General features: G+C 52.0%; 24 protein-coding genes. 2 read left to right on the top strand and 22 right to left on the bottom strand.

Annotated features, from left to right (window positions below):
• Positions 1-365 precede the first annotated feature (365 nt).
• Entirely contained in the window at positions 366-3,323 is a 2,958-nt protein-coding gene (locus tag PPRO_RS18220) for a Tn3 family transposase (protein WP_041532999.1), read from the bottom strand.
• Positions 3,324-3,506: 183 nt separating this feature from the next.
• On the opposite strand from PPRO_RS18220, the gene PPRO_RS18215 reads away from it, so the two are divergent.
• Positions 3,507-4,115, top strand: coding sequence for a recombinase family protein (locus PPRO_RS18215; protein WP_011733771.1), 609 nt, complete (start codon positions 3,507-3,509; stop codon positions 4,113-4,115).
• Between the two features lie 281 nt (positions 4,116-4,396).
• On the opposite strand, the gene PPRO_RS18210 is transcribed toward PPRO_RS18215, so the two are convergent.
• The 19 genes from PPRO_RS18210 to PPRO_RS18120 form a co-directional block, all read right to left on the bottom strand.
• Positions 4,397-4,618 (bottom strand): ribbon-helix-helix protein, CopG family, encoded by a 222-nt coding sequence (locus tag PPRO_RS18210; RefSeq protein ID WP_011733770.1) that lies wholly within the window; start codon positions 4,616-4,618, stop codon positions 4,397-4,399.
• Positions 4,619-4,663: 45 nt separating this feature from the next.
• Complete coding sequence (locus tag PPRO_RS18205) at positions 4,664-5,176, bottom strand: hypothetical protein (RefSeq protein ID WP_198138381.1); 513 nt, start codon at positions 5,174-5,176, stop codon at positions 4,664-4,666.
• Positions 5,177-5,235: 59 nt separating this feature from the next.
• Positions 5,236-5,877, bottom strand: a complete 642-nt coding sequence (locus tag PPRO_RS18200; protein ID WP_011733768.1) for a YHS domain-containing protein — start codon at positions 5,875-5,877, stop codon at positions 5,236-5,238.
• Between the two features lie 197 nt (positions 5,878-6,074).
• Positions 6,075-6,434, bottom strand: coding sequence for a hypothetical protein (locus PPRO_RS18195; protein WP_049759851.1), 360 nt, complete (start codon positions 6,432-6,434; stop codon positions 6,075-6,077).
• Positions 6,435-6,687: 253 nt separating this feature from the next.
• Positions 6,688-7,125: a cytochrome c gene (locus PPRO_RS18190; RefSeq protein ID WP_011733766.1), complete on the bottom strand. Its 438-nt coding sequence runs from the start codon at positions 7,123-7,125 to the stop codon at positions 6,688-6,690.
• Between the two features lie 22 nt (positions 7,126-7,147).
• Positions 7,148-8,008 (bottom strand): GerMN domain-containing protein, encoded by an 861-nt coding sequence (locus PPRO_RS18185; protein ID WP_011733765.1) that lies wholly within the window; start codon positions 8,006-8,008, stop codon positions 7,148-7,150.
• A 57-nt stretch (positions 8,009-8,065) separates the two neighbouring features.
• Positions 8,066-8,329 (bottom strand): hypothetical protein, encoded by a 264-nt coding sequence (locus PPRO_RS18180; RefSeq protein ID WP_041532998.1) that lies wholly within the window; start codon positions 8,327-8,329, stop codon positions 8,066-8,068.
• A gap of 44 nt (positions 8,330-8,373) precedes the next feature.
• The gene (locus PPRO_RS18175; protein ID WP_011733763.1) at positions 8,374-8,841 is read right to left on the bottom strand and encodes a hypothetical protein; all 468 of its coding nucleotides are present in this window, start codon (positions 8,839-8,841) and stop codon (positions 8,374-8,376) included.
• Between the two features lie 181 nt (positions 8,842-9,022).
• A complete protein-coding gene (locus PPRO_RS18170) occupies positions 9,023-9,595 on the bottom strand; it encodes a hypothetical protein (RefSeq protein ID WP_011733762.1) in 573 nt (190 codons plus the stop codon).
• Between the two features lie 229 nt (positions 9,596-9,824).
• The gene (locus tag PPRO_RS18165; protein ID WP_011733761.1) at positions 9,825-12,962 is read right to left on the bottom strand and encodes an efflux RND transporter permease subunit; all 3,138 of its coding nucleotides are present in this window, start codon (positions 12,960-12,962) and stop codon (positions 9,825-9,827) included.
• A gap of 73 nt (positions 12,963-13,035) precedes the next feature.
• Entirely contained in the window at positions 13,036-14,454 is a 1,419-nt protein-coding gene (locus PPRO_RS18160) for an efflux RND transporter periplasmic adaptor subunit (RefSeq protein WP_011733760.1), read from the bottom strand.
• Positions 14,455-14,490: 36 nt separating this feature from the next.
• Positions 14,491-15,831, bottom strand: a complete 1,341-nt coding sequence (locus PPRO_RS18155; RefSeq protein WP_011733759.1) for a TolC family protein — start codon at positions 15,829-15,831, stop codon at positions 14,491-14,493.
• Between the two features lie 205 nt (positions 15,832-16,036).
• On the bottom strand, positions 16,037-17,392 hold the full coding sequence (locus PPRO_RS18150) for a sigma-54-dependent transcriptional regulator (protein ID WP_011733758.1): 1,356 nt from the start codon (positions 17,390-17,392) through the stop codon (positions 16,037-16,039).
• Positions 17,389-18,507, bottom strand: coding sequence for a two-component system sensor histidine kinase NtrB (locus PPRO_RS18145; protein WP_011733757.1), 1,119 nt, complete (start codon positions 18,505-18,507; stop codon positions 17,389-17,391). Before PPRO_RS18145 ends, PPRO_RS18150 begins: the two co-directional genes overlap by 4 nt.
• A gap of 7 nt (positions 18,508-18,514) precedes the next feature.
• Positions 18,515-19,096 (bottom strand): M23 family metallopeptidase, encoded by a 582-nt coding sequence (locus PPRO_RS18140; RefSeq protein ID WP_041532997.1) that lies wholly within the window; start codon positions 19,094-19,096, stop codon positions 18,515-18,517.
• Positions 19,093-19,758, bottom strand: a complete 666-nt coding sequence (locus PPRO_RS18135) for an ABC transporter ATP-binding protein (RefSeq protein ID WP_011733755.1) — start codon at positions 19,756-19,758, stop codon at positions 19,093-19,095. Before PPRO_RS18135 ends, PPRO_RS18140 begins: the two co-directional genes overlap by 4 nt.
• A 12-nt stretch (positions 19,759-19,770) precedes the next feature.
• Entirely contained in the window at positions 19,771-20,931 is a 1,161-nt protein-coding gene (locus PPRO_RS18130; RefSeq protein ID WP_011733754.1) for an ABC transporter permease, read from the bottom strand.
• Positions 20,932-20,958: 27 nt separating this feature from the next.
• Positions 20,959-21,423, bottom strand: coding sequence for a DUF2318 domain-containing protein (locus tag PPRO_RS18125; RefSeq protein WP_011733753.1), 465 nt, complete (start codon positions 21,421-21,423; stop codon positions 20,959-20,961).
• A 14-nt stretch (positions 21,424-21,437) separates the two neighbouring features.
• Positions 21,438-21,902 carry a heavy-metal-associated domain-containing protein gene (locus tag PPRO_RS18120; RefSeq protein WP_232286740.1) on the bottom strand — a complete coding sequence of 155 codons (465 nt, stop codon included), beginning with the start codon at positions 21,900-21,902 and terminating at the stop codon, positions 21,438-21,440.
• A 44-nt stretch (positions 21,903-21,946) separates the two neighbouring features.
• Here PPRO_RS18120 and PPRO_RS18115 point away from each other — a divergent pair, with 44 nt between their 5' ends.
• Positions 21,947-22,177, top strand: a complete 231-nt coding sequence (locus tag PPRO_RS18115; protein ID WP_041532996.1) for a hypothetical protein — start codon at positions 21,947-21,949, stop codon at positions 22,175-22,177.
• 179 nt (positions 22,178-22,356) lie between these two features.
• On the opposite strand, the gene PPRO_RS18110 is transcribed toward PPRO_RS18115, so the two are convergent.
• Positions 22,357-23,319, bottom strand: coding sequence for an HD-GYP domain-containing protein (locus tag PPRO_RS18110; protein ID WP_011733751.1), 963 nt, complete (start codon positions 23,317-23,319; stop codon positions 22,357-22,359).
• 36 nt (positions 23,320-23,355) lie between these two features.
• Positions 23,356-23,571, bottom strand: coding sequence for a heavy metal-binding domain-containing protein (locus tag PPRO_RS18105; protein ID WP_041532995.1), 216 nt, complete (start codon positions 23,569-23,571; stop codon positions 23,356-23,358).
• Between the last annotated feature and the right edge of the window lie 3 nt (positions 23,572-23,574).

The raw sequence follows: 23,574 nt of genomic DNA, 5'->3' as shown, positions 1-23,574 counted from the left end.
GGCCGGTGGCCGTTCACCGGCCAGCACCTTGCGGGAGTCCCCCACCCGTCAGCTTGGGCCAAAGCAATCATCTTCCGGAGGATCACGGGAACGCCCCCCCGCTCCTCCTCCTGCAGACGATAGCTTTAAACGGCCTGGAAACCGCTCGCTCGGGCTGGAAAGGCTCTCAGCCCGGGCGAGTCGTTTCTTTCATTTCTTTCACCCGCCCCACTCCCTCCAGGAACGATAAAACCACAAACGTAAACCCCTATATGTTGTGTTCCGGAGTACGCCGGCGAGCTGATCCGGATCGGCGAGCCTGGCCAGCTCCAGGAATGGTTTAGATGACTTATCTGGGGTAAATCCAACATTCGTGTCACCAGGTATCAAGTAGCCGGGGCACCCGTCGGCATGTAATCCCCAAGCGGAAGCCTCGCATCCAAATCCAGATCAAAGACGCCGTAGGGGTTGATGTGATGGTAGAGCAGTGGGTTTAGGGCGGCCAGATCCCGCGTCCCTAATGTGGTTGACCAAGGTGCGCCGGTGAGAACTCGCTGTATCATCAGCGTGTTTATGAATACGAGACTCGCCTGGAGAAGATGCAAACAGAGCAAGCCCATTTCCTGGTCCTCTCGTCGATTAGTTGCCAACTCGCCTCCTTTGCCATAGAAGATAAACCCATTGGCGCTGTTCCAGTTTTCCACGACATTCAGGCCTTCGTGGATCTCGCGCCGCAGTTCCTCGGAGCCCAAATAGCGACACAGGAAAATCGTCTTGATGGCTTTGCCAAGTTCCGCGAAGGCTTTGTAAGCCGGATGCTGGATGTTTGATCGGGTGAAGCGGCGCAGAATGCTCTCAGCATCGACCATTCCCATTTTCAGGGCCACGGTATGTTTCACCATGGCGTCAAGTTGCTGCTCAATGATATCCCAGTTGATGGACCTTGAGGCTAACACCAAATCGATGTTCGGATAGGTCTGTCCAGATTCAGGCAGATAAAGTCGTTGGCGATGGATGCCTTTGAGCCGTGGCATCAACTCGAAGCCCAGCAAACGGCAGAAAGCGAAGGCAACTTCACTCTGCCCGTGACTATCCACGTATTGGCGCTCCACCTCCATCTCTGTGCAATGGCGCAACACCCCTTCGATCATGGCGGCGGCCTCTGAGGAGGACACACGTTTGAACTGCGAGTAGATGCAGGTGGATTTCTTCTCGACGTGCCAGTAGACCATCACACAACGCCCGCCATAACGGTTGTGCCATTCCGTGAGAAGGTTCTGGTCCCAGGCACCGAACTGCTTGGAATCCGAGGCGCAGGACGTGGTAGCATCGCCCCATATCTGAGGCAGGCGGACATCCAGGGTTGCATTAACCACTTGGGCTATGGCATGACGCAGACCTTCGAGCGAAAGAAAACGACGCCGGACATACTGCAGGTCCTTGGGGGAATCATCTCCTTGCCCTGTTGCCATGCGTTTGAGGCCAGTATTGGTGCCGAGTCCATAGAGGCAGAGTAGGAGGCGGCGACGAAGCACGCGACGGTCCAGGTGCTCTCGTTCGGTTCCGCTCCGGAGGAATTGGGTAAAAGCCACTTGATGATCGGTTTCCTTCAAGACATCCAAGAGACTCGTCATGGGCCATCGGCGAGCCATTTCAATCTTGAGCTCACCGAGGCTCTCCGGTTCTGCCTGCGGCTCAAGGGGTGAGACTGAGATCCTCCCGCCTTTTTTAGGAAGAATTTTCACTTTGGAATTGCCAGGCATCCCTTCATTCAGAGCTGCAAGACCGCGGGTCATTTCCTCTTTTATGAGAGCCGTGAGTGCTTTCGCGTCCGTGGGAATACCTAAATCAGCGTAATATTCCTCCCGTCTGGCCTCGAAATCCTGGGGAAGGTCATCATCTGGGTTCCGATATCGGCGGCTGCCCATCACCCAAATTTCCCGGCACCGGAGCTGCTCGCGAAGCGCCTTCAGGACGCAGATCTCGTAAGCTACGCGATTGATCTTCGGGGGAGCACCAGCCGCTTCAATAACCAACGGCATCCATATGGGGCGAACAACTCCCTCGATGGGCACCTTCGTCCCTTCTGGATAAGACGGCGCCTTGTGCGGCAAATATGCCTTCAGCACTGCCAGAGCATCCATCACAGGCTTATACCGGGCATTCTCGCACTTGAACTCCAAGGTGCCCAGCAACTCAGGGAGCATCCGCCGGTAGTGTGATTGATAAGAGCGCTTGAGCGCAATCCTCACAGTGTTATGGTAAGCCGGACCGGAGTTTTGGATCTCTTGGAGTATGGTTTTCAAGAGATCTTCGGAAGCCACCGGATAGATAACCTGTTTTACCACGCCTTCCGGCGCGTTCAGACACGCTTCTGCCATGCGGACCAGAACTCCGAGCTTGCCGGGCACCTTCTTGAGTTGGCCGGACAGTTGTTCCTCAACCTTCTTTTCTGCCCGTTTTCCCATCTTGTGGATAATCTCCACCAATAGATCCACGAGGTGGTCAGTCAATTCTTCGCTTCGATGGTGGAGGTATGCCGCGAGGATCGTTGCCTGAAGAGGTTTACCATGACGACGAAGCTCGAAGGGTTCTTCTACGGAGGCCCGCTTGGCATATCGTTCCAGGAGCTTTGGGGGAACCCCTGCGAAAAGAGTTGCTGGAAGCCCGACTTCCCGCACCAACCTCAATCGGGCAGCGGTCTCTTTGACGCTTTCAACGCCAGCCTTTCCAGGGTCAGCCTTCAGGTTTTGCCAGGCGGTCCACTCGGATTCGCCATCCGCGATTGGTTGCGGTCTCAACAGTTTTTCAAGCCGTTCCACCACGCTCGATGACAACTGCTGGTAGACGCCTTCGCAGAACCGGGTTTCGTGAGCATGAGCCGCAGCCCGGATATGGCGTTTAAGTCGCTCTGGGCCAGGCGGCTCAATCCGCATGGTCCGGCAATGGCTCAAAGCCGCTTCCTTCAAACGATCATACCGATGTTCCGTAGGCAGAACATCATTCAGGAGCCAGGACTCCAACTTTTTAGCATCTTTCAGGGTAGCTTCACGAAATCCCGTCCATTTGCGGATTTCGGAGCGATGCCGTCGGATGGTAATTCCTTCCCAAGGGTAATCTTGCCAAGCCTCAGGAGGAACCTGGGTTTGCTCGGATAGGAAGATCACGGCCTGTTCTGGAATTTCGTGGGGAGCACTCGGGAATCGCCCCTCCAACTGGAAAAATTTCAAAAGAAGCATGAAACCCAGCCGGGTGGCACCGCTCTTGTTGCGGAGCAGCTTCAATTCTGGAGGCAGCAACCCCCAATGCAGTTCAAGATCTTCTCTTTCCCAACGACGTTTCACACGACCTCATCACGATTGGCACGGCCAAGCGTATCGGTGTATCAGCTTGAAGTGCAAAAAGTATACTTTCTATACTACCCACAAACCATTGTCCATGAAATCTTCTTTACCCTGAAATCTGGTGCAAAAACCGCTGCAAAAAGTAAAGTGCAAATAAGATGATTGTATGGTAGGTATATGCACATGAAAGCGACGACATCAAACAGAATTGGCTACGCCAGGGTAAGCACCATTGGTCAGAACCTCGATTCCCAGCTCGATGCCCTTACGAAAGCGGGTTGCATCAGGGTCTTCACCGATAAAGCAAGTGGTGTAGCGGAGAACCGTCCAGAGTGGACCAAGCTTATGGACTTTCTCAGGCCCGGGGATCTGCTTGTTGTGACCGAACTCAGCCGGATGACACGTTCCCTGATGCACCTCTTGCAACTTGTCCAGGAGTTTGAAACAAAAGGCATCAATTTGGTTTCCCTTCAGGAAAACATCGATACTTCGTCGGCAACTGGCAGAGCCTTTCTCTCCATCATTGGAGCCATCAATCAAATGGAGCGAGAATTAAAAGCCGAGAGAGCTGCCGCAGGGCGCGAGGCGGCGAAGGCACGGGGAAAGACGGGAGGCAGACCGAAAATCGATCCAGCTAAACTGGAGCAAGCCCGCATTCTTTATGAAAATTCGAATAATTCAGCATCAAAAGTATGCATAGCTTTCGGTATCAGCCGACGGACGTTTTTCAATCATATGGCTGTTGTACGAGAAGCGAAACATAGCGCAGGGGAAAATGTACAGAATCATTAGAAATAAACAGCAACCGAAACACTTTTTTTGTGGATTCCGTCAAAATTCCTGACCACGATCTCTTGTTCAGCGATAAGGAGTAGTAAATGAATTATTTCATATCAGAGATGTCGGAAAACAAGTGTTTTGCGTTAATTTTTAGAAGGACAATGAGGAGAGAGAAGAGAATTCCTGGATGAACCAAAAAAATGGGGGCGTATGGGGAGTTACCTCCATACGCCTTCTTAATCCTTTTCTATAAAGGGATGGGAATGGTGTATGTAAATAGTGTTTTCCGCTGGTTAATCCAGGCACAGTTTTCGTCGCTTGGCACTCCAGAGGTTTACCGCCTCCCTCACGATATCAGAGATGCTTTTGGATGTAGCCTTGGACAACTTTTCCAGCGTCATTTTCTGTTTGTCGTTGATTCGAAGCGAAATTATGTTCTGTAAATGCTCTTTTTTACTCTTTTTATTGCGTAGTGTGTTGGTTACTTTTAACTTCTGTTTTTGGGTTCGTACCATAGCACCTCCTTGATGTTTTGATCTTACTCTATGGAAGAAAACTAATCACTCTATAATCTTAAAAGTACAGAGTGACTTTTTTATCGTTGTCATTACTGATTTGTCTTTCAGTCTTGAAAACCCCCAGATTACATATGTTCTGTTATTGCCAAAAACAGCTATATAAGTCATTGGGTCTTTACCACATGTAAAATCGCTGACAACCGCTTTATTTCCATTAATAATATCTCTATGCGGATTGCCAATTATTATTGGGCTTTTACATGTATCAGTTGCCATAGGGTACAATATTTTATCATTGATATATTTAGAAAACGCTTCTCCCATGTTGTCAAACTTCTTATATCTATGGAAAGCATTACCGTTAGTTACAATTTTAATTACTGCATTACCACTCTTGTGAACGGTAGTAATCACCTTGGTTCCATAAAACAGGCCTTCACCAGATTCCCATCCATCAGGAAAATCTATTTCTAAATTGTATTTACTATAACGATAGGCAGACGCATTCGAACCTGCCAGTATTACTAACATAATTAGCGAGATTATTTTTATCATCTCAGGCACTTTGACCCAAAGCCGCAAACAATCCCATGCTTGCGGTAATACCATGGCTTTCAGCTGTTTCCCTTGAGAAAAGCGTCTTTACAATGCTCCGAGCAGAAGTAGAATATCCGGCCATGCCGCTCAACAGAGCTTGTTGCGGATGTCACCGGAATACGCATACCACAGACAATATCAATGACAGTGTTGTCCTTTTGATAAAAAGGATGGCTTTCCAAGCGAAGGTAGGTATCGATAAAATCGAGAATTCTGTCTTCCACCCAAGCAGCAAGAACTTTTTCACTGTCTTCAACTGGAAAGATATTTTCAACGTTCCGGTTGTATTCCATCAGCACAGGGAGGATGTTTAGATCATAGCGGGCGGTGAACGCTTCATTATTGCTCGGCAACAGAGCAATAACAAGCCTGACGATTGCCGGAAATCGCGCAGTATGGAGAAATTCACAGACGCAACTGAAATCTGTATCCGTCTGCAGAACCGAAACCTTGGCATTGTCGAAATGTCGTGCCAGTTCTTCCATGCGCGGAAGAATAACTGTTTCAAGAGTGCGCATGGCAATGGTGGCCAGCCTTTCCCGTTGTTTCAGCATTTCCTTCATCTTGCTGTCGAGTTGCTGCTGCTTTTCGGCAAGATCGTGTCTGTGTTGTTCAAGTCTGTTGACTATTCTTTCCGATAACGCGTTTGCCTTTTCCATGTGCTTATCTCCCCTACGTTACGGCGGGATCAATCATGGAATTTCGCATGGCATGCGGCACAAGCTGCACGACTTTCTTGAGTGCAGCTTGTGCCGCTGCAAAAGCAATTGCGGAACTGAGATCTAAAACAAAACGTTCAAGAACTCAATTAATTGCTTATGGTGAGCCACATAGGAGCAGTGGACAAGAAGGGCCTTTAAGGAGCCAATTCCGCTACGTCATTTACCATGATGTTGCCACTAAGAATATTAGCCCTTGCAAAATGCTCATCAACAACTTGCGTGATCTTCACCGATCCTACCGATTCTCGTTTAAAGCTCGGAGCCGTTTGCTTTGAACCAGCATATGGAAGCTTTATGTGCCTGTAGACGAAAAATTCCTGCTCTGCTTTAGCTCCCTCAGCACTTCCGATGCAGAGATATACTTCCCCGTCGCTTACGTCGAGAATCTGGCCTTTCATGAAGTACTTATGGCCTGTTGTCTGCAGCGTGGCGCAACCGGCTGCAGCAATGATCAAGATTGCGGCGAATAAACTAAATATAGTTATCTTTCTCACGATTATTCTCCTCTTTGGTCTGTAAGGTGTATTTTTGAGTCAGGCTTGCAATGCTCCACACTTTGAAATCATCAAATACTGTGATTCACTGAAATCATACCTACACTTTTTAATTATACTCCTTCCTTATAAAACAAACTTCCGTCTGTTTAGCCCAAAGCTCGAATGGACGACCTCTATTTATACAAGTGTATTTATCCGCTAAAGCGTTTGCTTTTCCCATGTACCTCCCTCCCCGTGAGTTACGGCGGGATCAATCACGGAACTTTGTATGGCATGCGGCGCAGGCTTCCTCAACTTTCTTGAATGCTACTTTTGCCCCTGCAAAATCACTCTTTTGAGCTAAAGAAACTGTATGATTTACCGCCATTTCCAAATTGGTCGCCAGTTCTACATATTTCTTCCGTTGTTTGATATTCTTGTGCGGTTTCGATTTTTTCAAGTCGGGCACAGATTTTAAAAGTTTACCGGCTTCCGCTTCAACGGCAACTATATTTTTTTTCTCAAGAGCCGTTTCCAGTTTTGCTGATACTTCGGAAAACATCGGCATCATGGAATGCAGTTTCTTCATCTGCACGTCGTCCATTGTTGCCTTGTCATGCTTTTCCATACCATGAGCAAATGCAAGTCCGTTCATGGCTATAGCTCCAAAAACAAGGCACATCACGGTAACAATGCATCCTTTTCTCATGTTCCCTCCAAAGGTTTGTTGCTCAATGTTCCTTTACCTCCAAAGGCCAGACACTATCACCCTCAGCCTGCCTGCCCAGCTTGTCGATCACTTTCCAGTGTACCTTGATTGGCATGCGCTCCTTGAACTGCTCCGGATCTTTCGGCTTGAGCACTGCCGCCATGTCAAAAACAGAGTGAAACAGATCGCCGGCGAACGGTTGCCCATCCCTGGAGAGCAGTTTCAATTCCTTGACCTCCACTGGGCGATCGAAAAAGGCATTCACGTCTTCAATGTTCTTGGCCCCCTTATCCCTCATAGCGGTAACACTCAAAAGGCGTGGGGGTGAGGGCTGTTGGACGGCATTGTCATCAACATTTTTTACCAAAACGCTTAATGGACTTTCCTTTCCTTCTACCTGGAGCCGAACTCCCTTGACTCCCTTGAACTGGTACAAGGTCAAGTCAAGCGCATGTGCGGTCGCCGCTTCAGTTACCGTGTTCAACTCCTTGCTGATGTTTACCGTTACCATTCCCTGCTCATCGTTGATTGCAATCAGACGGATCCCGCTTGGGAAAGGAAAGAATTCTCCATGGTAACTGCCGATATCCATGCCGACCAGCAGTCGCTCGATGGCAACTTTTTTGATGCTGCCCTCGTCAAAAGTAAAAAATGGAAACGGAACAACTTTGCCCGGTTCTTTGCGAGAAGGGAAATAGATCACAAAAGCGTACGCCGTACCTTTGTCCACCGGAGGAGCGGGGCCAAAATACTTCTCATAGGCAGTGGTTGCCACTACCTTTCCAGGCCTCTCGTCGGGAATCTCCTTTTTCTGAAAGGTGATGCCGTATATCAGAAAACCGGCTAATGCTATGGTGATGATAATGGATAGTATTTTTTTCATGGTAATTGCGCTGATAAAGCTGGGGCGAGCCCTTAAGCTCGCCCCAGGTGACCACCTCTATTGAGATGTTTTCATTTTGTCTATAAAATCATTGGTTTCTTTCAATTTATTCTCGAGTTTTTTCAAATCCTCGGCGCTGTATTTCTTTTCACCCTTCGCTATTTCAGCTTCCAATCGTTTGACCTTCTCTTGAATCGATTCTGACTGTAAAGCACACTGCCTTGCACCTTCATGCTCCATCTTCATATCAGCATGCCCAGCAAACGCAGGCATTGCACCGAACAGGCCCACTGCCGTCAAAACCAATAGTAACCTTCTCATCGTACACCTCCCGTGTTGTTTTGTTTTCTCCGTCTTGTGTTGCCCTACTTGACAGTATACCAAAATTTTGTGCTGCGCACTTTACCATCCTTCAGTTGAAACTTGCTCATTACGCCATATTTCCCTTTTTTCGACAGGTCGAAATCGGCTCCGAAATGCCCCTGCATTCCCATCAGATTCTTGGCCTGGGCGGTTTTGTCCGGTTTCTGTAGCTTGACCTTCACTTCACCCTCGGTCAGGGCCTTGCCCGTTTTGGCATCCTTGAATTCGACCGCGATATGGTGTGTCTCTTTCATTCCGCTTGGCATTTCCATGTTCATGGTTTTCATGTGCTCTTTCATGCTCATGACCTTGAAGGTTACCTTGACGCCATCCACAACTTCCTGATGTGCTATATCACCCTGATGGCTGCCATGCCCCATATCCATGGAATCGTGGTCCATTCCGGCGAAAGAGGCTACGGGTGCTGCGAAGGCAAAGAGTGCTGCAATGAGTACGGCCATTCTTCTCATGTTACGAATTCTCCTTTGATCAGGTGTATGTGTTCTGATATATTTCTAACAGCATTTGCTGTGCCAAAATATAACAATCTATTATTGCTGGTGATTACTGTTTGTCCGAATCAGAGATATAGAGAATATTCATCACATGTGTAGTATATTCCACTATAAACACTCTTCCTGTAGCAACAAGTTACAAAACCTGTGAATTGAGCTGAACCGTAATACCGCTAAGTCCATGAGAAAATCTTGGGTAGCGGCTGTATCTCGATACAGGGGTTATATATTTAGGCCCAATTTTCAATATATTTTCACCATCTTTAAGGTTTATTGACTTTTCGGTAACGATGTTCGACAACGGAATGGCAATGGTAATCCGGTGAGAACCCGGCTTAAGTTGCAAAATTTTCTTAAAAACGTACTTCCATCCGGTTCCCACTTCGGGGTTTTTCATGAAATCACCCGATAGATCCTCCAATACTGGTTCGTCCGTCAATTCCACTGTTTGTCCGTCGATGTTTACAATCGCAGTGTAAGGTGGGTCATTATGTTTGAAATACTTGCCGCCTAAACGGGCTTTGTAGGTTTTAATCGGGAATTCGATCTTCAATAGAGCCTTTCCGGGGACGATTTGTGATGACGGAACCACCTGAAAAATATCATGTCGGGTTTGCGCAGTCGCCTTCAATACCGTTTCCCGGTTGCCTGCGCAGCCAGCGATTGACACCATTACAATTGCCCATGCCACCAAAATTATTATTCTCATAATGCACCTTCCCTTTTCAGCCTTACTCTCGCAAGAACATCAGCATGATACCAAAACAGTAAAGACCTAATGATGCGAGTGACTGCTGTGATTGCCGTCAGCACTGCCATACTGGTCAGAGCGGTTGGCAAAATTATCAAACTCTGCGCAAGCGGATAACAGCGACACAATTAGCAGTAATCCTATGAGCAACGACGTTTTTTTCATTAAAATATCATTTTGAAATAAGTTAGTGTTTCATCCCGCTGTACTTCAGCGTCCCCTTCCGTAATTCCCTCTTCTTCATCAGTACAAAGATCACCGGCGTCATGATCAGCACATGCACCGCCGAGGAGATCATCCCGCCGATCATGGGCGCGGCGATCGGTTTCATCACATCGGCTCCGGTGCCGGTTGACCACATGATCGGCAACAGACCCAACAGGGCCACGGCCACGGTCATCAGCTTGGGCCTGAGCCTCAAGACCGCCCCCTCGAAGGTGGCGTCGTAAATATCCTGTTCTGTGCAGGGGCCGTTGATCAGTTTCTTGTCCAGCGCCTCGTGCAGATAGATCACCATCACCACCCCGGTTTCCACGGCAATGCCGTACAGGGCGATGAAGCCGACCCACACCGCCACGGACAGGTTATAGCCCAGGGCTGAGACCAGGTAGACTCCGCCCACCAGGGCAAAGGGCACCGAGAGCATGACCATGCTGGCTTCCAGGGCCGAGTGGAAGGTGAAGTAGAGCAGGATGAAGATGATCACCATGCCCAGCGGAATCAGCAGCTGCAGACGGGCTTTGGCGCGAATCTGGTTCTCCCACTGGCCGGACCAGGTCACGTAATAGCCTGGTGGCAGCTTGAGGTTCTTTTCCAGCACCTGCTTGGCTTCGGTTACAAAGCCCCCCATGTCGCGACCACGGACGTTGAGAAAGACCAGCGAACGCAGGAGCCCACCCTCGCTGTTGATCTCCGGCGCTCCGGTGGAGATTTTCAGCCTGGTTACCAGGGAGAGCGGCACCTGGGCGCCCTCCATACCAGCCACCAGAATGCGACGGATGGCAGGGATGTTGTCACGGTAGTCCCGCAGATAACGGATCCGGATCGGGAAGCGGTTACGCCCCTCAACGGTGGTGGAGAGCATCTCGCCCCCCAGGGCGGTCTCGATGACATCCTGGATATCGGCCACATTGACGCCGTAGCGTGCGGCCGCCTCGCGGTCGATGTCGATGTCGATATAATTGCCGCCGGTGACCCGCTCGGCAACTACATCGGCAGCGCCGTTGATCGGCTTGAGGATCGCCTCGGCCTGAAGCGCCAGATCCTTGAGCACATTCAAGTCGGCCCCAAAGATCTTGACCCCCAGGTCGGTACGCACCCCGGTGGAGAGCATATTGATGCGGTTGATGATCGGCTGGGTCCAGCCGTTGCGCACGCCGATCTGCTGGAGCCTGGAATCCAGCTCGGCCACGATGTCGGCCTTCTTCATCCCCGGCCGCCATTGCTCTTTGGGCTTGAGAATTATGATGCTCTCGAACATGGAGACCGGCGCCGGGTCGGTGGAGGTCTCGGCCCGGCCGACCTTGCCGAGAACATGTTCAACCTCGGGTACGCTCTTGATGATCGTGTCCTGCACCTGGATCAGCCGCTTGGCTTCGGTAATCGATACGTTGGGGAGCGTAACCGGCATGTAGAGCAGCGACCCCTCATCCAACGGCGGCATGAACTCGGAACCAAGCTGCATGAACATCGGCACGGCAATGGCCAGGGCCACGAGGTTAAGGGCGATGGTGGTCTTTTTCCAGACCAGCACCCAGCGGATAACCGGTGAATACAATTTTATGAAAAAAGTCGAAACCGGATTGGAACTCTCCGGCGGCATCTTGCCGCGCATGAAATAGTACATCAGTACCGGCACCAGCGTGATGGCGATCATGGCGGAGCCCATCATGGAGAAGGTCTTGGTGAATGCCAGCGGATGGAAGAGTTTCCCTTCCTGCCCCTCCAGCATGAAGACCGGCACAAAGGAGAGCACGATGATTGCCAGGGAGAAGAAGATTGCGCGACCAACCTGTTTGGCCGAGGTGATGATTACCTCAAGACGCTTTTCCTTGCGATCCTCGGGCGGCATTTCCGAGAGGTGCCGGTAGCAGTTCTCCACCATGATCACCCCGGCGTCCACCAGTACGCCGATGGCGATGGCGATGCCCCCCAGGGACATGATGTTGGAGGTGACTCCCATCAGCTTCATGGTAATGAAGGCGATCAGGACCGCGATCGGCAAGGTCAGCACGATCACCAGGGCACTCTGGAAATGGAGCAGGAATACCAGAATGACCACCGAGACGACGACTGATTCCTCCAACAGGTTTCTTTTCAGCGTATCCACCGCCCGCGCGATCAGGTCGGAGCGGTCATAGGAGACCATGATCTTCACGCCGGGTGGCAGACCTTTTTCCAACTCCTTGATCTTGACCTTGACCCGGTCAATGACATCCTTGGCATTTTCGCCGTAACGCATGACCACGATGCCGCCGACCGCCTCACCTTCGCCGTTCATATCCATGAGCCCTCGTCGGATGGCGCCCCCCATCTGAACAGTGCCCAGGTTTTTCAGATAAATCGGCGTGCCGCGCATGTCGGCGCCGACCACGATGTTCTCCAGATCATCCTTGGACTTGACGTAACCGCGACCACGGATCAGGTACTCGGCATCGGCCTGTTCAATCAGCCTGCCACCCACATCCTTATTGGAGGCCTTGACCGCTTCCATGACCTTGCCGACTTTGATGTTGTAGGCAAACAGTTTGTTCGGGTCCAGTTCGATCTGGTATTCGCGGACAAAACCGCCGATGGATGCCACCTCGGCCACACCCTGAACGGTGTTGAGCTGGTAGCGCACAAACCAGTCCTGCAGGGTGCGCAACTGCTCCAGGTCATAGCCCTTACCCTCGATGGTGTACCAGAAGACGTGGCCGACACCGGTGCCGTCCGGCCCCAGGGTCGGGACGACGCCGGACGGCAGCAGTGAGGCGGCGTAGTTCAAGCGTTCCAGCACACGCGTCCTGGCCCAGTAAATATCGGCCTTGTCCTCGAAGATCACGTAGATCATGGAGAAACCGAAGGCACTGGAGGCGCGCACGGCGCGAACCTGGGGCAGTCCCTGCAGGTTGACCGCCAGGGGGTAGGTGACCTGGTCCTCCACCACCTGAGGCGAACGACCGGGGTAATCGGTAAAGACAATCACCTGGTTGTCGGACAGGTCGGGAATGGCATCCACCGGTGTCCTGTAGACCGACCAGATGCCCGCCGCGATGACCAGCCCGAAGATCATCAGGATGATGACCCGGTTGCGGGCGGAATATTCGATGATTTTTTCGACCATTGCACATCCCCATGTAGGGGCAACCCCGTGTGATTACCCATGAAAGGGCAGCCACATGGGGCCGCCCCTACGATCACATCTTCATATCATCCATCTTCAGTGAATCATTCCTGGCCGGCGGCGCTCCATGCCCTTCGTGACCTCCCGGGGGCTGCGGATCTGCTGCCGGGGACTGCCCCATTGTTGCGGGCTTGCCGCCGGTATGCTTGCTGTGATCCTGTCCAGCCCCACCCTTCAGTTGCGATTCAGAGTCGATCAGGTAACCGCCGGATACCGCCACTTTGTCGCCCGGCTTGAGCCCCGACAGGATCTGGATCTTGTCGTCGGTCTGCTGTCCGACCTGGACATCACGCGGCTCGAACATTCCCGGCGAGCTCTCCACCCAAGCCACCCGGCGCTTGCCGGTGTCCATGACCGCGGTGACAGGCACAACAATTGCCGAGCCCAATGGCACCTTGATGATGGCGTTGACGAACATGTCCGGTTTCAGTTTCATGCCGGGATTGGGCATGGCAACGCGAGCCTTGACTGTTCGGGTCTTGGGGTCGAGGAAGGGGTAAATGAAAGCAACCCGACCGGTGAACGGTTTTCCGGGAAAGGACTGGGAGCGGATCTCCACCTGCTGTCCGATATGAATATTGGGGAACTCGTTCTCGTAGACCTCGACTTCCACCCAGACCGTGGAAAGATCGGCAATACTGAACAGGACGTCGCCGGTATTGACGTACTGACCTTGCTGCACCATCTTTTCAATGACGATACCGGAGAGTGGCGTGTAGATCGGGAGACGGATATTCGGCTTGCCGGCCTTTTCCAGTGCGGCTATCTGGCTCTCCTTGACCCCGAACAGCATCAGGCGCTGTTTGGCCGAGGCCACCAACCCTTCGCCATTCTGGGAAATGGAGGGGATCGGGGAATTTTTCAGCTGGTCACGACTCTTGATGGCCAGAAGGTATTCCTGCTGGGTCGACATCAGATCAGGCGAATAGACTTCAGCCACCGGCCTGTTTTTGCTGACGTAGGCCCCCACGGTGCTGACATTGAGTTTATCGATGCGCCCGGCGATCCAGGCGGTGACCTTGGCCTGCCGCGACTGGTCAAACTGCACGATCCCCACGGCGTTGATCTCCTTGTTGAGTGACTGCTGCCTGACCTCCACCGTGGCCACATTGGCCATGACCCGCTGGGTCGGAGAAAGGGAGACATGTCCGAGCATGTCGGCCTGCTGCTTCTGCTCGGCCGTCATGGCAGCGCCGTCAGTGGCACTTTCGATCTTCTTGATCAGCTCCATTCCGCAAATCGGACAGGTACCCGGCTTGTCCTTGATGATGAACGGGTGCATCGAGCAGGTGTAAAGCTGCTTCCCTTGGGCCGTTTTTTGATCAGCTGCCGTGCCGGGCTGCTTCTTGTGCCACAGAAGCCAGCCGCCTCCTGCTGCCGAAGCCAGAATGATTACCATCAGGGGAATTGCGATTTTCTTGTTCAGGGCCATGGTCGTGCCTCGGTATCGTGAATTTTAATGCTGAAATCAATGTTCAGGCTCGGACGGCACGGGAGGTACGATAGTCGGGACTTTGCCCGGTCCCGTTTGCGGCATCGCCGGATCGGTGCCGACAAGCGCTTCGAGCTGTGCCAGCCCCATCATGTACTCAGCTTGGGACTCGTATAGTTCACGCTCGTAATTGAACAGGGTTACCCTGCTGTCGAGCAGGCTCAGGAAATCGACCTTGTTGACGCGGTAACCGATGGTGGCCGACTCAAGGGACTGCTCGGCCTGGGGAATGATGCCGGTCTTGAAGAGCATGACCAGTTTTTCCCGTTTCTCCAGCTTGGCGAGCAGGTCGGAAATGCCGGAATCAATGGTGTTCCGCAAGCCGTTCAATTCCTCTGTCGCCATACTGATCTCTGAATTTGATTCAGCCACCATTGCATGACGACGCTCCCGCCTTACAGGCAGGTTGAACGTGACACCCAGACTGTACATGTCGGCGCCGTCACTGCCCATGGCCGGCTCGCGCTGCATGTATTCCAGGGAGACGTTGAAGTCCGGGTAGAACTCCTTCCTGGCCAGCCTGCGCCCCGCCTCTCCTTTGTCGATCAGGGCCTGCAGGCTCTTGATCATGGGGCGTTTCTTGAGAGCCGTTTCCCTCAAATCCCTGGCTGAAAGTGGCAACGGCTGGATCTCGAAGTCGGGAATCCTGCCCACCGCCGTTTCCGGGGAGCGATAGAGCAGGGCATTCAGGGCCGCCACAAGGCTTTTCCGTTCCTGTTCCAGGGAGATCTTCATGTCGAGCATCTTCGAACGCTCAACCTGTGATTTGAAGATATCCTGCTGCGCGCCCTGGCCGACGGCGTACTTGGTCTCGGCGAGGGTGATGAAGTCGTCAAGAATCCGGATGTTTTTGGCGACGATCTCCAGGGATCTATCGGCAAAGAATATCTGGTAGTAGGTCTCCTTCACCATCCTGGCGAGTTCGAGTCTCCGTTCATCCACCTGCCAACGATACGACTCGGCATCGTTCGCGGCCACCTCTTCCTTGAGCCCGCGTTTTCCCCAGAAAGGGATCTGCTGGCTAAGGCCTATAACCTTCTGGGTCATGCTGTCGCGTCTGAAGTTGAAGGGGGAGTTCACCAGGCCGTTTTGGAGCTTGAGCATCAGCATCGGATCGTCAAAGGAGCGCGCCTGGGCAATTCTGTTCCTGAACATCTGCCAGCGGGCCTGGGAAGACTTTAGTTCCGGATTGTTGGTGATTGCTGTGTCAACAAGGCTTGCCAGGTCTTCGGCAGGCAATTTTGGTTCTTCTGCCCATGTCAAAGCAGACGGAACAAACATCAATATCAGTAGTACAAGCGTGCGAAGTCTTTTCATGGGAACTCCTGACGGTGAAATGTCGATACGGATGCAGATACACAGAGCATGCCAAACACTATCACGCTTATTTTATTGAATTAACAATGATAGCCCGCGTGGATTATGCGGAATATTCCTCGCAACGGGTCGAATATTCCGCAACCAAGTTGATGATCAATATGTACTTCAACATAAACCAATTATACTGCAAGGAATGGCTTATTTATTTATTCGGCGGCACAATGCCATATTTTTCAAGGCGGTAGATGAGCGTATGGCGGGGAATCCTTAAAAAACGGGCAGCGGCGGTTTGGTTCCATGCGTTGCGCTCCAAAGCCTCAACCACAACCTCCCGCTCCAGCTGTTCAAGAGGGTATCCTTCGTCAGGCAGTTTAACGATCGCACTCCCCGGTGTGCTATTCTCCAAAAATTTCTCCGGCAGATCATTGAGGCTGATAACGGCACTGTCTCGCATTATGAGCAGCCGTTCGACGGTGTTTTCCAGCTCTCGTACGTTTCCCGGCCAGGGGTACATGACCAGTGCTTCAAGGGCATCCTTATCAAAGGTTATTTTGTCGCTATCATGTTTGCCGCAGAAATATTTGATAAGAATCGGGATATCCGTGCGCCTTGCGCGAAGTGGAGGCAAGTGAATTGGAATCACCGATAACCGGTAATAGAGGTCTTCTCGAAACGTGCCGTCAGTCATCGCCTTGTCTATTTTCAGGTTGGTGGCGGATATGATGCGGACATCAAGTTTCTGGACCTTCGTGCTTCCCACGGGCTCCACGTCCTTTTCCTGCAGCGCCCTGAGCAGCTTGGGCTGAAGTTCCACCGGCAGATCGCCAACCTCGTCCAGAAAGAGCGTCCCACCGTCGGCCAGCTGGAACTTGCCGGTTTTGTCCCGGACGGCACCGGTAAACGCCCCCCTGACATGGCCAAAAAGTTCGCTTTCCATTAATTCGCGTGGGATGGCGGCGCAATTGATGGCAATGAACGGAGCGTCCCGCCGGGAACTGTTGGCATGAATGGAGCGAGCGACCAGCTCTTTCCCCGTGCCTGATTCACCGGTGATCAATACCGCGGCCTCGGTGTCAGCCACCTTGCGGATTACCTCAAAGACTTTCTCCATCTCTTTGGATGACCCAACGATTGTGCGGAAATCCGCTTTATCCGACAACTCACTCTTCAAACGTTTATTCTCTTCAGCCAGCCCGCTGAACTGGAGCGCCTTTTTGACCGTCAGCTTGAGTGCATCCCTGTTGAACGGTTTGGTGATGTAGTCGTATGCTCCGGTCTTCATGGCTTCCACGGCTACATCAACAGTTCCGAAGGCGGTTATAATGATCACCAGTGTCTCCGGGGAGCGTTCCTTGATGGACTTGAGTACCATCAGTCCATCCATGCCGGACATTTTCATGTCGGTGATGACCAGATTGGGCCGGAACTGGCCGAACAGATACAAGCCTTCCTCCCCCGAGGAGGCGGCATGAACCTCGTAGTCCTCTTCCTGGAGGTTATATTCAAGTACCCGCCGCAATGACGTGTCATCATCAATTATAAGAATCTTCGCTTTCAAGGCATTCCTCCATTTGCCGCAGTCTGCATCGGCAATTTGACGATGACGGTCGTCCCCTTACCGACCTCGCTTTCCACCATCAATGTGCCGCCATGGGTTTCAATAATTTTTTTGGTGATAACCAGCCCCAAACCGGTTCCGCCCGGCTTGGTGGTAAAAAATGGCTCAAACATCCTCTCCATCGTCGCAGCATCCATTCCTGGCCCGGTATCATGAAATTGAATTTCACAGGTTGTTGACGCGTGCACCGTTGTGGAAATGAGTACCCTGCCGCCGATTGGTGTAGCCTGTAATGCGTTGATGATGATATTCAGAAAAGCTTGGCGAAGCTTATCCCCATCGGCTTGGATTGTAACTGGAAAAGGTGGCGATTTCAGTTCGAGTGTGATCTGCCGCTCCCGGGCACCGCTCAAAAGCAGGGTTGAAATCATTTCCAGTTCGTCCAGGACCTGACATGACTGCATGTCAGTCGGTTGCGGGCGTGCCATATGCAGAAAGTCCTCCACAACCCGATTCAGGCGCTCGGTTTCCCTGATCTGGATTTCGATGAACTCATACTTGGGGTTCTCAGGCTTGTAGTCGTCTTTCAGAATTTCTGCGGTTCCTCGAATGGAGCCAAGTGGATTACGTATTTCATGAGCCAATACCGCTGCCATCTCTCCCAGAGTGGATAGTTTCTCAGACCGCCTCAACTGTTCTTCAATTGCGATGATCCGCTCCGATTGATGGCGCAGTTTCTGGTAGGATTCTTCAAGGCCCCGTGCGGTTTTCTGGAGTTCTACCGTACGTTCGCGCTCCCATTGAGACAGCAGGCCAGTTACCCCGCCAACAATATTGTACAGCAGGATTTCAAGGTATTTCTCCATCTCCATGGTCATCTGTCCACCCCACTGGAAAAGAATATGGGGGGCATAGGCGACGCTGACAACAATCGAGCAGAGCAATCCACCACGTAAACCGAACCAGAGGGCAGCCAGAATGATCGGCAGATAGTAGAGCCGCTGGAAAATGTCATGCAGATAGGGAAGGTGAAGCGGTGTGAAATAGTGAAGCAAGCTGATGCCGGTGATGAACGCCGCCAGTAATAGCGTGCGCAGAAGAGTTGATTTTCCCATGGCTGGTCTATCCGCCCTGTCCGATGGTTTCAGGAGGCCCGGAGTTCCCTTTTATTTTCCGGATAAGGGAACTCACTGTGTCATCCAGTTTCTGCTCCATTATTTTCCTTTGATCGTTGTTATCAGGCTTATGCGCGGTTACTTCAACAATTTCGGGTTCCTCGATGAGTGGTCGGTTCCCTGGTATTTTTTCGTAATGCACATGGGGACCGGTCGATCTACCGCTGTTCCCTGAAAAAGCTATGACCGTACCGGATTCGACCGTCTCGCCGGAATTAACTCGCAGGAGTGAATTATGCCCATAGAGAGTGCTGTCTCCATTGGCATGTTCGATGATGACAGCGGATCCATACCCGTGACGGATTCCTGCAAATACTATACGCCCTTTGCGGGTGGCCCGTACCGGGGTGCCGACCGGAACTGCGATATCAGTGCCGCGGTGGAAGAAACGTTTGCCGCTTCCAAACGGATCGACCCTCCATCCAACTCCAGACGTCACGACACCGTTCTCTACCGGCAGGTCACTATCCGCAAGCGCAACGAGCGGCAGAGACAACAGCATCACTGTCAGAATCAGTATTGCTTTCAAACGACCATACCGTCTTTCAGGGTTATGGTCCGGTCGGCATAGAGGCCGTTATCCGGATTGTGCGTTACCATGACAACGGTTTGGCCCGCGTCGTTCAGTTCGAGGAAGAGCGCCATGACCTCCTCGCTAGTTGTGGAGTCCAGGTTGCCGGTCGGCTCATCAGCCAGGAGAATGTGTGGGTTGTTGACAATCGCCCGGGCAATGGCGACCCGCTCCTGTTCTCCACCGGAGAGCTGATTGGGGAGACGGTCGAGTTTGTTGCCGAGGCCGACCCGTACGAGTGCCTGACGGGCAGCGCTCTCTTGTGCTGCCGAGCTCATTTTGACTATGGCCAGCGGCAGCATGACGTTCTCCATGGCGGTCAGATAGGGGATCAGATGGAAGGACTGGAAGACAAAACCCAGATTCTGTGCACGGAAGTCGGCCAGCTTTTCACCGGGAAGCCGATACAGTTTTACACCGGCCATCTCGACTTCGCCCGTAGTGGGATGATTCATCCCGCCAAGAACGGACAGCAGGGTGCTCTTGCCGGAACCTGACTGCCCCATGATGGTGATGAATTCTCCGCTCTCAATGCATATACTCACACCGCGCAGCGCTTCGACGACATCGTCGCCGCTGGTGTACTGTTTCTTCAGATTACTGATTTCGATGAGTGCCATGATGTCCTCGTATTATAGTGCCCGCAGAGCTTCGGTCGGGTCCATCTTGCTGGCATGCAGCGCCGGATAGAGACTGGCCAGAAGACCAAGTGTCAACGCCAGGCCGATTGAACCAAAGGCCACGGTCGAATCCCAGACCAGATGGGCATTTTTGCTCTCCGCCATGAACGGCAGGGCCAGCTTGGCTCCTCCCATGCCGACGGCATACCCCAGAAACCCGGCCAGCAAGCTGACCAGAGCCGCTTCCAGGAGTATGATCCGCATGATGTGGCTCTTCCTGAAGCCGATTGCCCGAAAGACCCCGATTTCGGTGGTCCGCTCGTTGACGCTGCCCATCATGGTGACAAAGACGATCAGTGAACCGATGAAGACCACCACGCCGGCCATGGCATAGGAAAAGCGTTTGAACTGATCCAGGGCCTTCAGTCTTCCCTCGACTACCTGCTGGATGGCCGACACCCTGGCATCGGGGAGTTTCTCGGCGATCTGGGTGACCATGTCGCCAATGGGGCAGCCGGAGCAGAGCGCCGCCACCTCGGCCAGGGTGATCTTCCCTTCTTTGCCGAGCAGCTTCTGGGCTTTCTTCAGCGATGCAAAAACCAGAGAATCATCCTGGGATCCGGTCTGGTCAAGCACTCCGGCCACCTTGAAGATCTCGTTCTTTATCGTAATGTTGTCACCGGAACTTGCGTTGAGTACCTTGGACGCATCGCTGCCCAGCAATAGCTCGTTGTCACCTTTGGGTGTGTCTCCAAAGATATTCCACCACTGCTTCATCTTCAGCTCACTGTCAAAGTTGACACCAACCAGCAGTACGTTGTGCGTCCCAACCTTGATGCCTCCCAGCACCTTTGGCGCAATAGCCGAAACATTCTTGCTATTCCTGATGGTCTTGATTTTTGCCAGATCCTCTTCCAAAATCTCGCGCTGATCAAAGGTCACGCCCCCCAGGCTGATACCACCGTAATTCATGGCCAGTCCGTTGCTTTGGGGAGTTACAAGTATATTTGCACCGAACTCGTCCATCTTGCGCTCGATGTCGCTGGACATGGAGCGAGTCAGGGTCACTAGGGTCACTATGGTGGCGATGCCGACCATCAGGCCGATAGTCAGGAAGGCCATCTTGGCCTTGCGGCGTTTCAGGTTATTGATCGATATGGTATGCAGTTTCATGATTCTCCGCCGCTTGCTCTCGACTGTTTAGAAGTAACGTGCTCCGGCTTTCAGGTCAGACGTGGTGATAATTATGTTGCTTGCGTTTGTCTGGCTGGGGAGGTAGGAAGGATTGCAACCTCCGACAGCGTGCGGTCCGATGCGGTTGATCGCGAATTTCTGGTTACAGTTCTTGCAGACCAGCACATCGCCCTTCTGCTCATACCCCTTTTTGGCCGCGAAGCAGGAGTCGCAGGCATCGAAAGCCGTCCTGTAGCGGCCGTCCGATGCCTTGATGACTACAAAGTCAATCTCCTTGCCGCCGTCCTCAAAACGGTAGTAGTGTGCTTTGCCGTCGGCTACCTTGGGCAGCGGGATGGATACCACGCCCCCAGTTGCCTTGACCTTTTCGTATTTACCCAGCGAGAAGGCAAAAACACTCGCTGCACCAACCAACAGCGCCACCATAACTATACTTGCCCACATAACCTGTTTCCTGCGATTTGTAGCCATTCCAGTCTCCTTTGTCAGCTTGGTTTATTTCCGCCGCAGCCACCATTTTTGCCCCCACAACACCCCCTTGATGGCACGACTTTCTGGCCGATAGTTCTGCCGGTTATCTGTTTGAACTTCTCTGGTGTCAGCACCACATGAACATTACTGCTGAAGCCGGTTCCGGTAACCTTCTCGACTAGAACCTCCGGCTTGACACTCTGTGTGTCATACCCCACGACTACCCAGCCGCCCTCAACATCCACCTCGGTACCCGCAACCCCTTTCAATGACTCAAGCGCTTTTGTGATTTTGCTTGAGCAGCTACCGCAGGTCATGCCGGTCGTTTTAAGAACGGCCACGGAATCGGCTGTGGCGGCGATCCTGACACGTAATGCGAGAACCGCCAAAACAGTAATTGTTGCAATGATGAGAAGTATGGTGGATATTCTTTTTGCGTTCACGACAATCCCTCGATCAATTTCCTTGGTCAAACTCACGTGTAGGCGCATTCCCCTACCAGTTCCGCATTCCGTAGAGGTTAATGGCAACCCCGGCGCCTTGCAGAGCCAACCATCCCGGCCGGCCGAAATTAGTGATCACCACCCTTAGCAACAGTGACGACAGAGTCCAGAAAAAAAACGAGCAGCGACGTCCTTGGGCGTTGAGAACTGATCCGGTCAAGGAACTGGCCACGCCGATCTATTCGATGATGTTGATTGCACTGTTGCTGTTGATAAAAGACACGGCGACTCCTAACATTGTTGCCATGTAATTCAAATGCCGTGCCAAATCACCATCAAGCATTAACGCCACGATATTAGGGCATGTATGTTTGTGGAACTGTCGAGCTGTTGCTTTGGTTGGCTCAAATAGGTGGGGAATATTCGAATCAACTGTAGAATATTCATCTAATTAAATAGGGAGATGGCGATCAAATTTCAATACGAAAATTCAGGAAGGCAAGTCCCCATCCTGATAACGTTCAGCAATCAACCTTAGCTCATCAGGCGCTATAATCAAAAAAATTGCTACCACCTCTGGATCAAACTGCTTGCCTTTCTGGTTCAGGATTTCTATTACCGCCTCTTCGTATGGCAAGGGTGATTTATAGGGGCGCTTGGACGTCAGTGCGTCATAGGCATCAGCCACCATAAACATTCTGGCGCCCCATGGAATTTCATTTCCCTTTAATCCGCGAGGGTACCCCTTGCCATCGTAACGTTCATGATGGGCGTGGACGATCTCTGCAGCATCCTTCAGGAATCCAATGCGTTTCACAATCCGGTATCCGGCCTCAGGATGCTTGCGCATTTCAATCCATTCCTCATCAGTCAGTTTGCCCGGTTTAAGTAGAATCTGGTCCGGCACGGCTATCTTTCCCACGTCGTGCAGCAAGGCGCCAAAACCAATTTCCCGTTTCATCTTTTCATCTACCCCAAGCCGGTCAGCGATCAACTCGGTATAATCTCTCACCCGCTGGGAGTGCATCCGGGTGTTATGTTCCCGCAGGTCCAAGGCTGAGACCAGGCCGATGAGGGTTTCTTCGTTAGCCGTGGCAAGATCCATAAGCAGTGACCTCTGCCGGTCGAACAGCCGGCCGGATATCAGTCCCGCAAGCCAGAAACCTGCCAATTCACCCAGTTGGTTTGCCTGTTCCATGTAGTTGCCCGGCCAATCCAGAAATGCATGCAACAAGAAAAGCACGCTGACGGTGGTCGTCGTAATGATTGCGCCCCTGAAACCGAACCAGGCAGCTGCAATGACCGGCGGAAGAAAGTAAAGCTTGCGCAGTATAATGTGGATCTTGTGGAAGTAGTGCGGTTCAGTCGGCGTCGCATAGTGCAGTAGAGCGATTATCCCCACCAATGCCGCCAGAATGATGACCTTTTTTTGAGTATCGCTGTAATTGCTCATCGCAAGCCCCTATCTGATCATCCTATGTCGTTATAATCACTTGTGTTCATTTATGTTCCGCACCAGTTTCATGCCGCATATCGAACAGTCTGTTGTAGGGTCATTGCTGGTAATCCAGGGGTGCATCGGACAGGAATAGAGTTCATCCGCATCTTTTAGACTGGGCTCTGATCGTTTGCCGAAGAAAAACCAGAGCGTCAGTCCTATCAGTGCAACTCCACTGATTGTCACAATGATTTGCATGCTGTCCATATA

This window comes from Pelobacter propionicus DSM 2379 (assembly GCF_000015045.1).
Classification (GTDB): Bacteria; Desulfobacterota; Desulfuromonadia; order Geobacterales; family Pseudopelobacteraceae; genus Pseudopelobacter; species Pseudopelobacter propionicus.
This window is presented reverse-complemented; position numbering and strand designations above follow the sequence as displayed.

Excerpts from the sequence above, each read along its gene's own strand:
- PPRO_RS18170 (WP_011733762.1), bottom strand. The coding sequence starts at position 9,595 with ATGAGAATAATAATTTTGGTGGCATGGGCAATTGTAATGGTGTCAATC.
- PPRO_RS18110 (WP_011733751.1), bottom strand. The coding sequence starts at position 23,319 with ATGAGCAATTACAGCGATACTCAAAAAAAGGTCATCATTCTGGCGGCA.
- PPRO_RS18155 (WP_011733759.1), bottom strand. The coding sequence starts at position 15,831 with ATGAAAAGACTTCGCACGCTTGTACTACTGATATTGATGTTTGTTCCG.
- PPRO_RS18125 (WP_011733753.1), bottom strand. The coding sequence starts at position 21,423 with ATGGCTACAAATCGCAGGAAACAGGTTATGTGGGCAAGTATAGTTATG.
- PPRO_RS18135 (WP_011733755.1), bottom strand. The coding sequence starts at position 19,758 with ATGGCACTCATCGAAATCAGTAATCTGAAGAAACAGTACACCAGCGGC.
- PPRO_RS18145 (WP_011733757.1), bottom strand. The coding sequence starts at position 18,507 with ATGGGAAAATCAACTCTTCTGCGCACGCTATTACTGGCGGCGTTCATC.
- PPRO_RS18215 (WP_011733771.1), top strand. The coding sequence starts at position 3,507 with ATGAAAGCGACGACATCAAACAGAATTGGCTACGCCAGGGTAAGCACC.
- PPRO_RS18210 (WP_011733770.1), bottom strand. The coding sequence starts at position 4,618 with ATGGTACGAACCCAAAAACAGAAGTTAAAAGTAACCAACACACTACGC.
- PPRO_RS18205 (WP_198138381.1), bottom strand. The coding sequence starts at position 5,176 with ATGATAAAAATAATCTCGCTAATTATGTTAGTAATACTGGCAGGTTCG.
- PPRO_RS18160 (WP_011733760.1), bottom strand. The coding sequence starts at position 14,454 with ATGGCCCTGAACAAGAAAATCGCAATTCCCCTGATGGTAATCATTCTG.
- PPRO_RS18105 (WP_041532995.1), bottom strand. The coding sequence starts at position 23,571 with ATGGACAGCATGCAAATCATTGTGACAATCAGTGGAGTTGCACTGATA.
- PPRO_RS18185 (WP_011733765.1), bottom strand. The coding sequence starts at position 8,008 with ATGAAAAAAATACTATCCATTATCATCACCATAGCATTAGCCGGTTTT.
- PPRO_RS18190 (WP_011733766.1), bottom strand. The coding sequence starts at position 7,125 with ATGAGAAAAGGATGCATTGTTACCGTGATGTGCCTTGTTTTTGGAGCT.
- PPRO_RS18130 (WP_011733754.1), bottom strand. The coding sequence starts at position 20,931 with ATGAAACTGCATACCATATCGATCAATAACCTGAAACGCCGCAAGGCC.
- PPRO_RS18165 (WP_011733761.1), bottom strand. The coding sequence starts at position 12,962 with ATGGTCGAAAAAATCATCGAATATTCCGCCCGCAACCGGGTCATCATC.
- PPRO_RS18180 (WP_041532998.1), bottom strand. The coding sequence starts at position 8,329 with ATGAGAAGGTTACTATTGGTTTTGACGGCAGTGGGCCTGTTCGGTGCA.
- PPRO_RS18200 (WP_011733768.1), bottom strand. The coding sequence starts at position 5,877 with ATGGAAAAGGCAAACGCGTTATCGGAAAGAATAGTCAACAGACTTGAA.
- PPRO_RS18175 (WP_011733763.1), bottom strand. The coding sequence starts at position 8,841 with ATGAGAAGAATGGCCGTACTCATTGCAGCACTCTTTGCCTTCGCAGCA.
- PPRO_RS18115 (WP_041532996.1), top strand. The coding sequence starts at position 21,947 with ATGGCAACCCCGGCGCCTTGCAGAGCCAACCATCCCGGCCGGCCGAAA.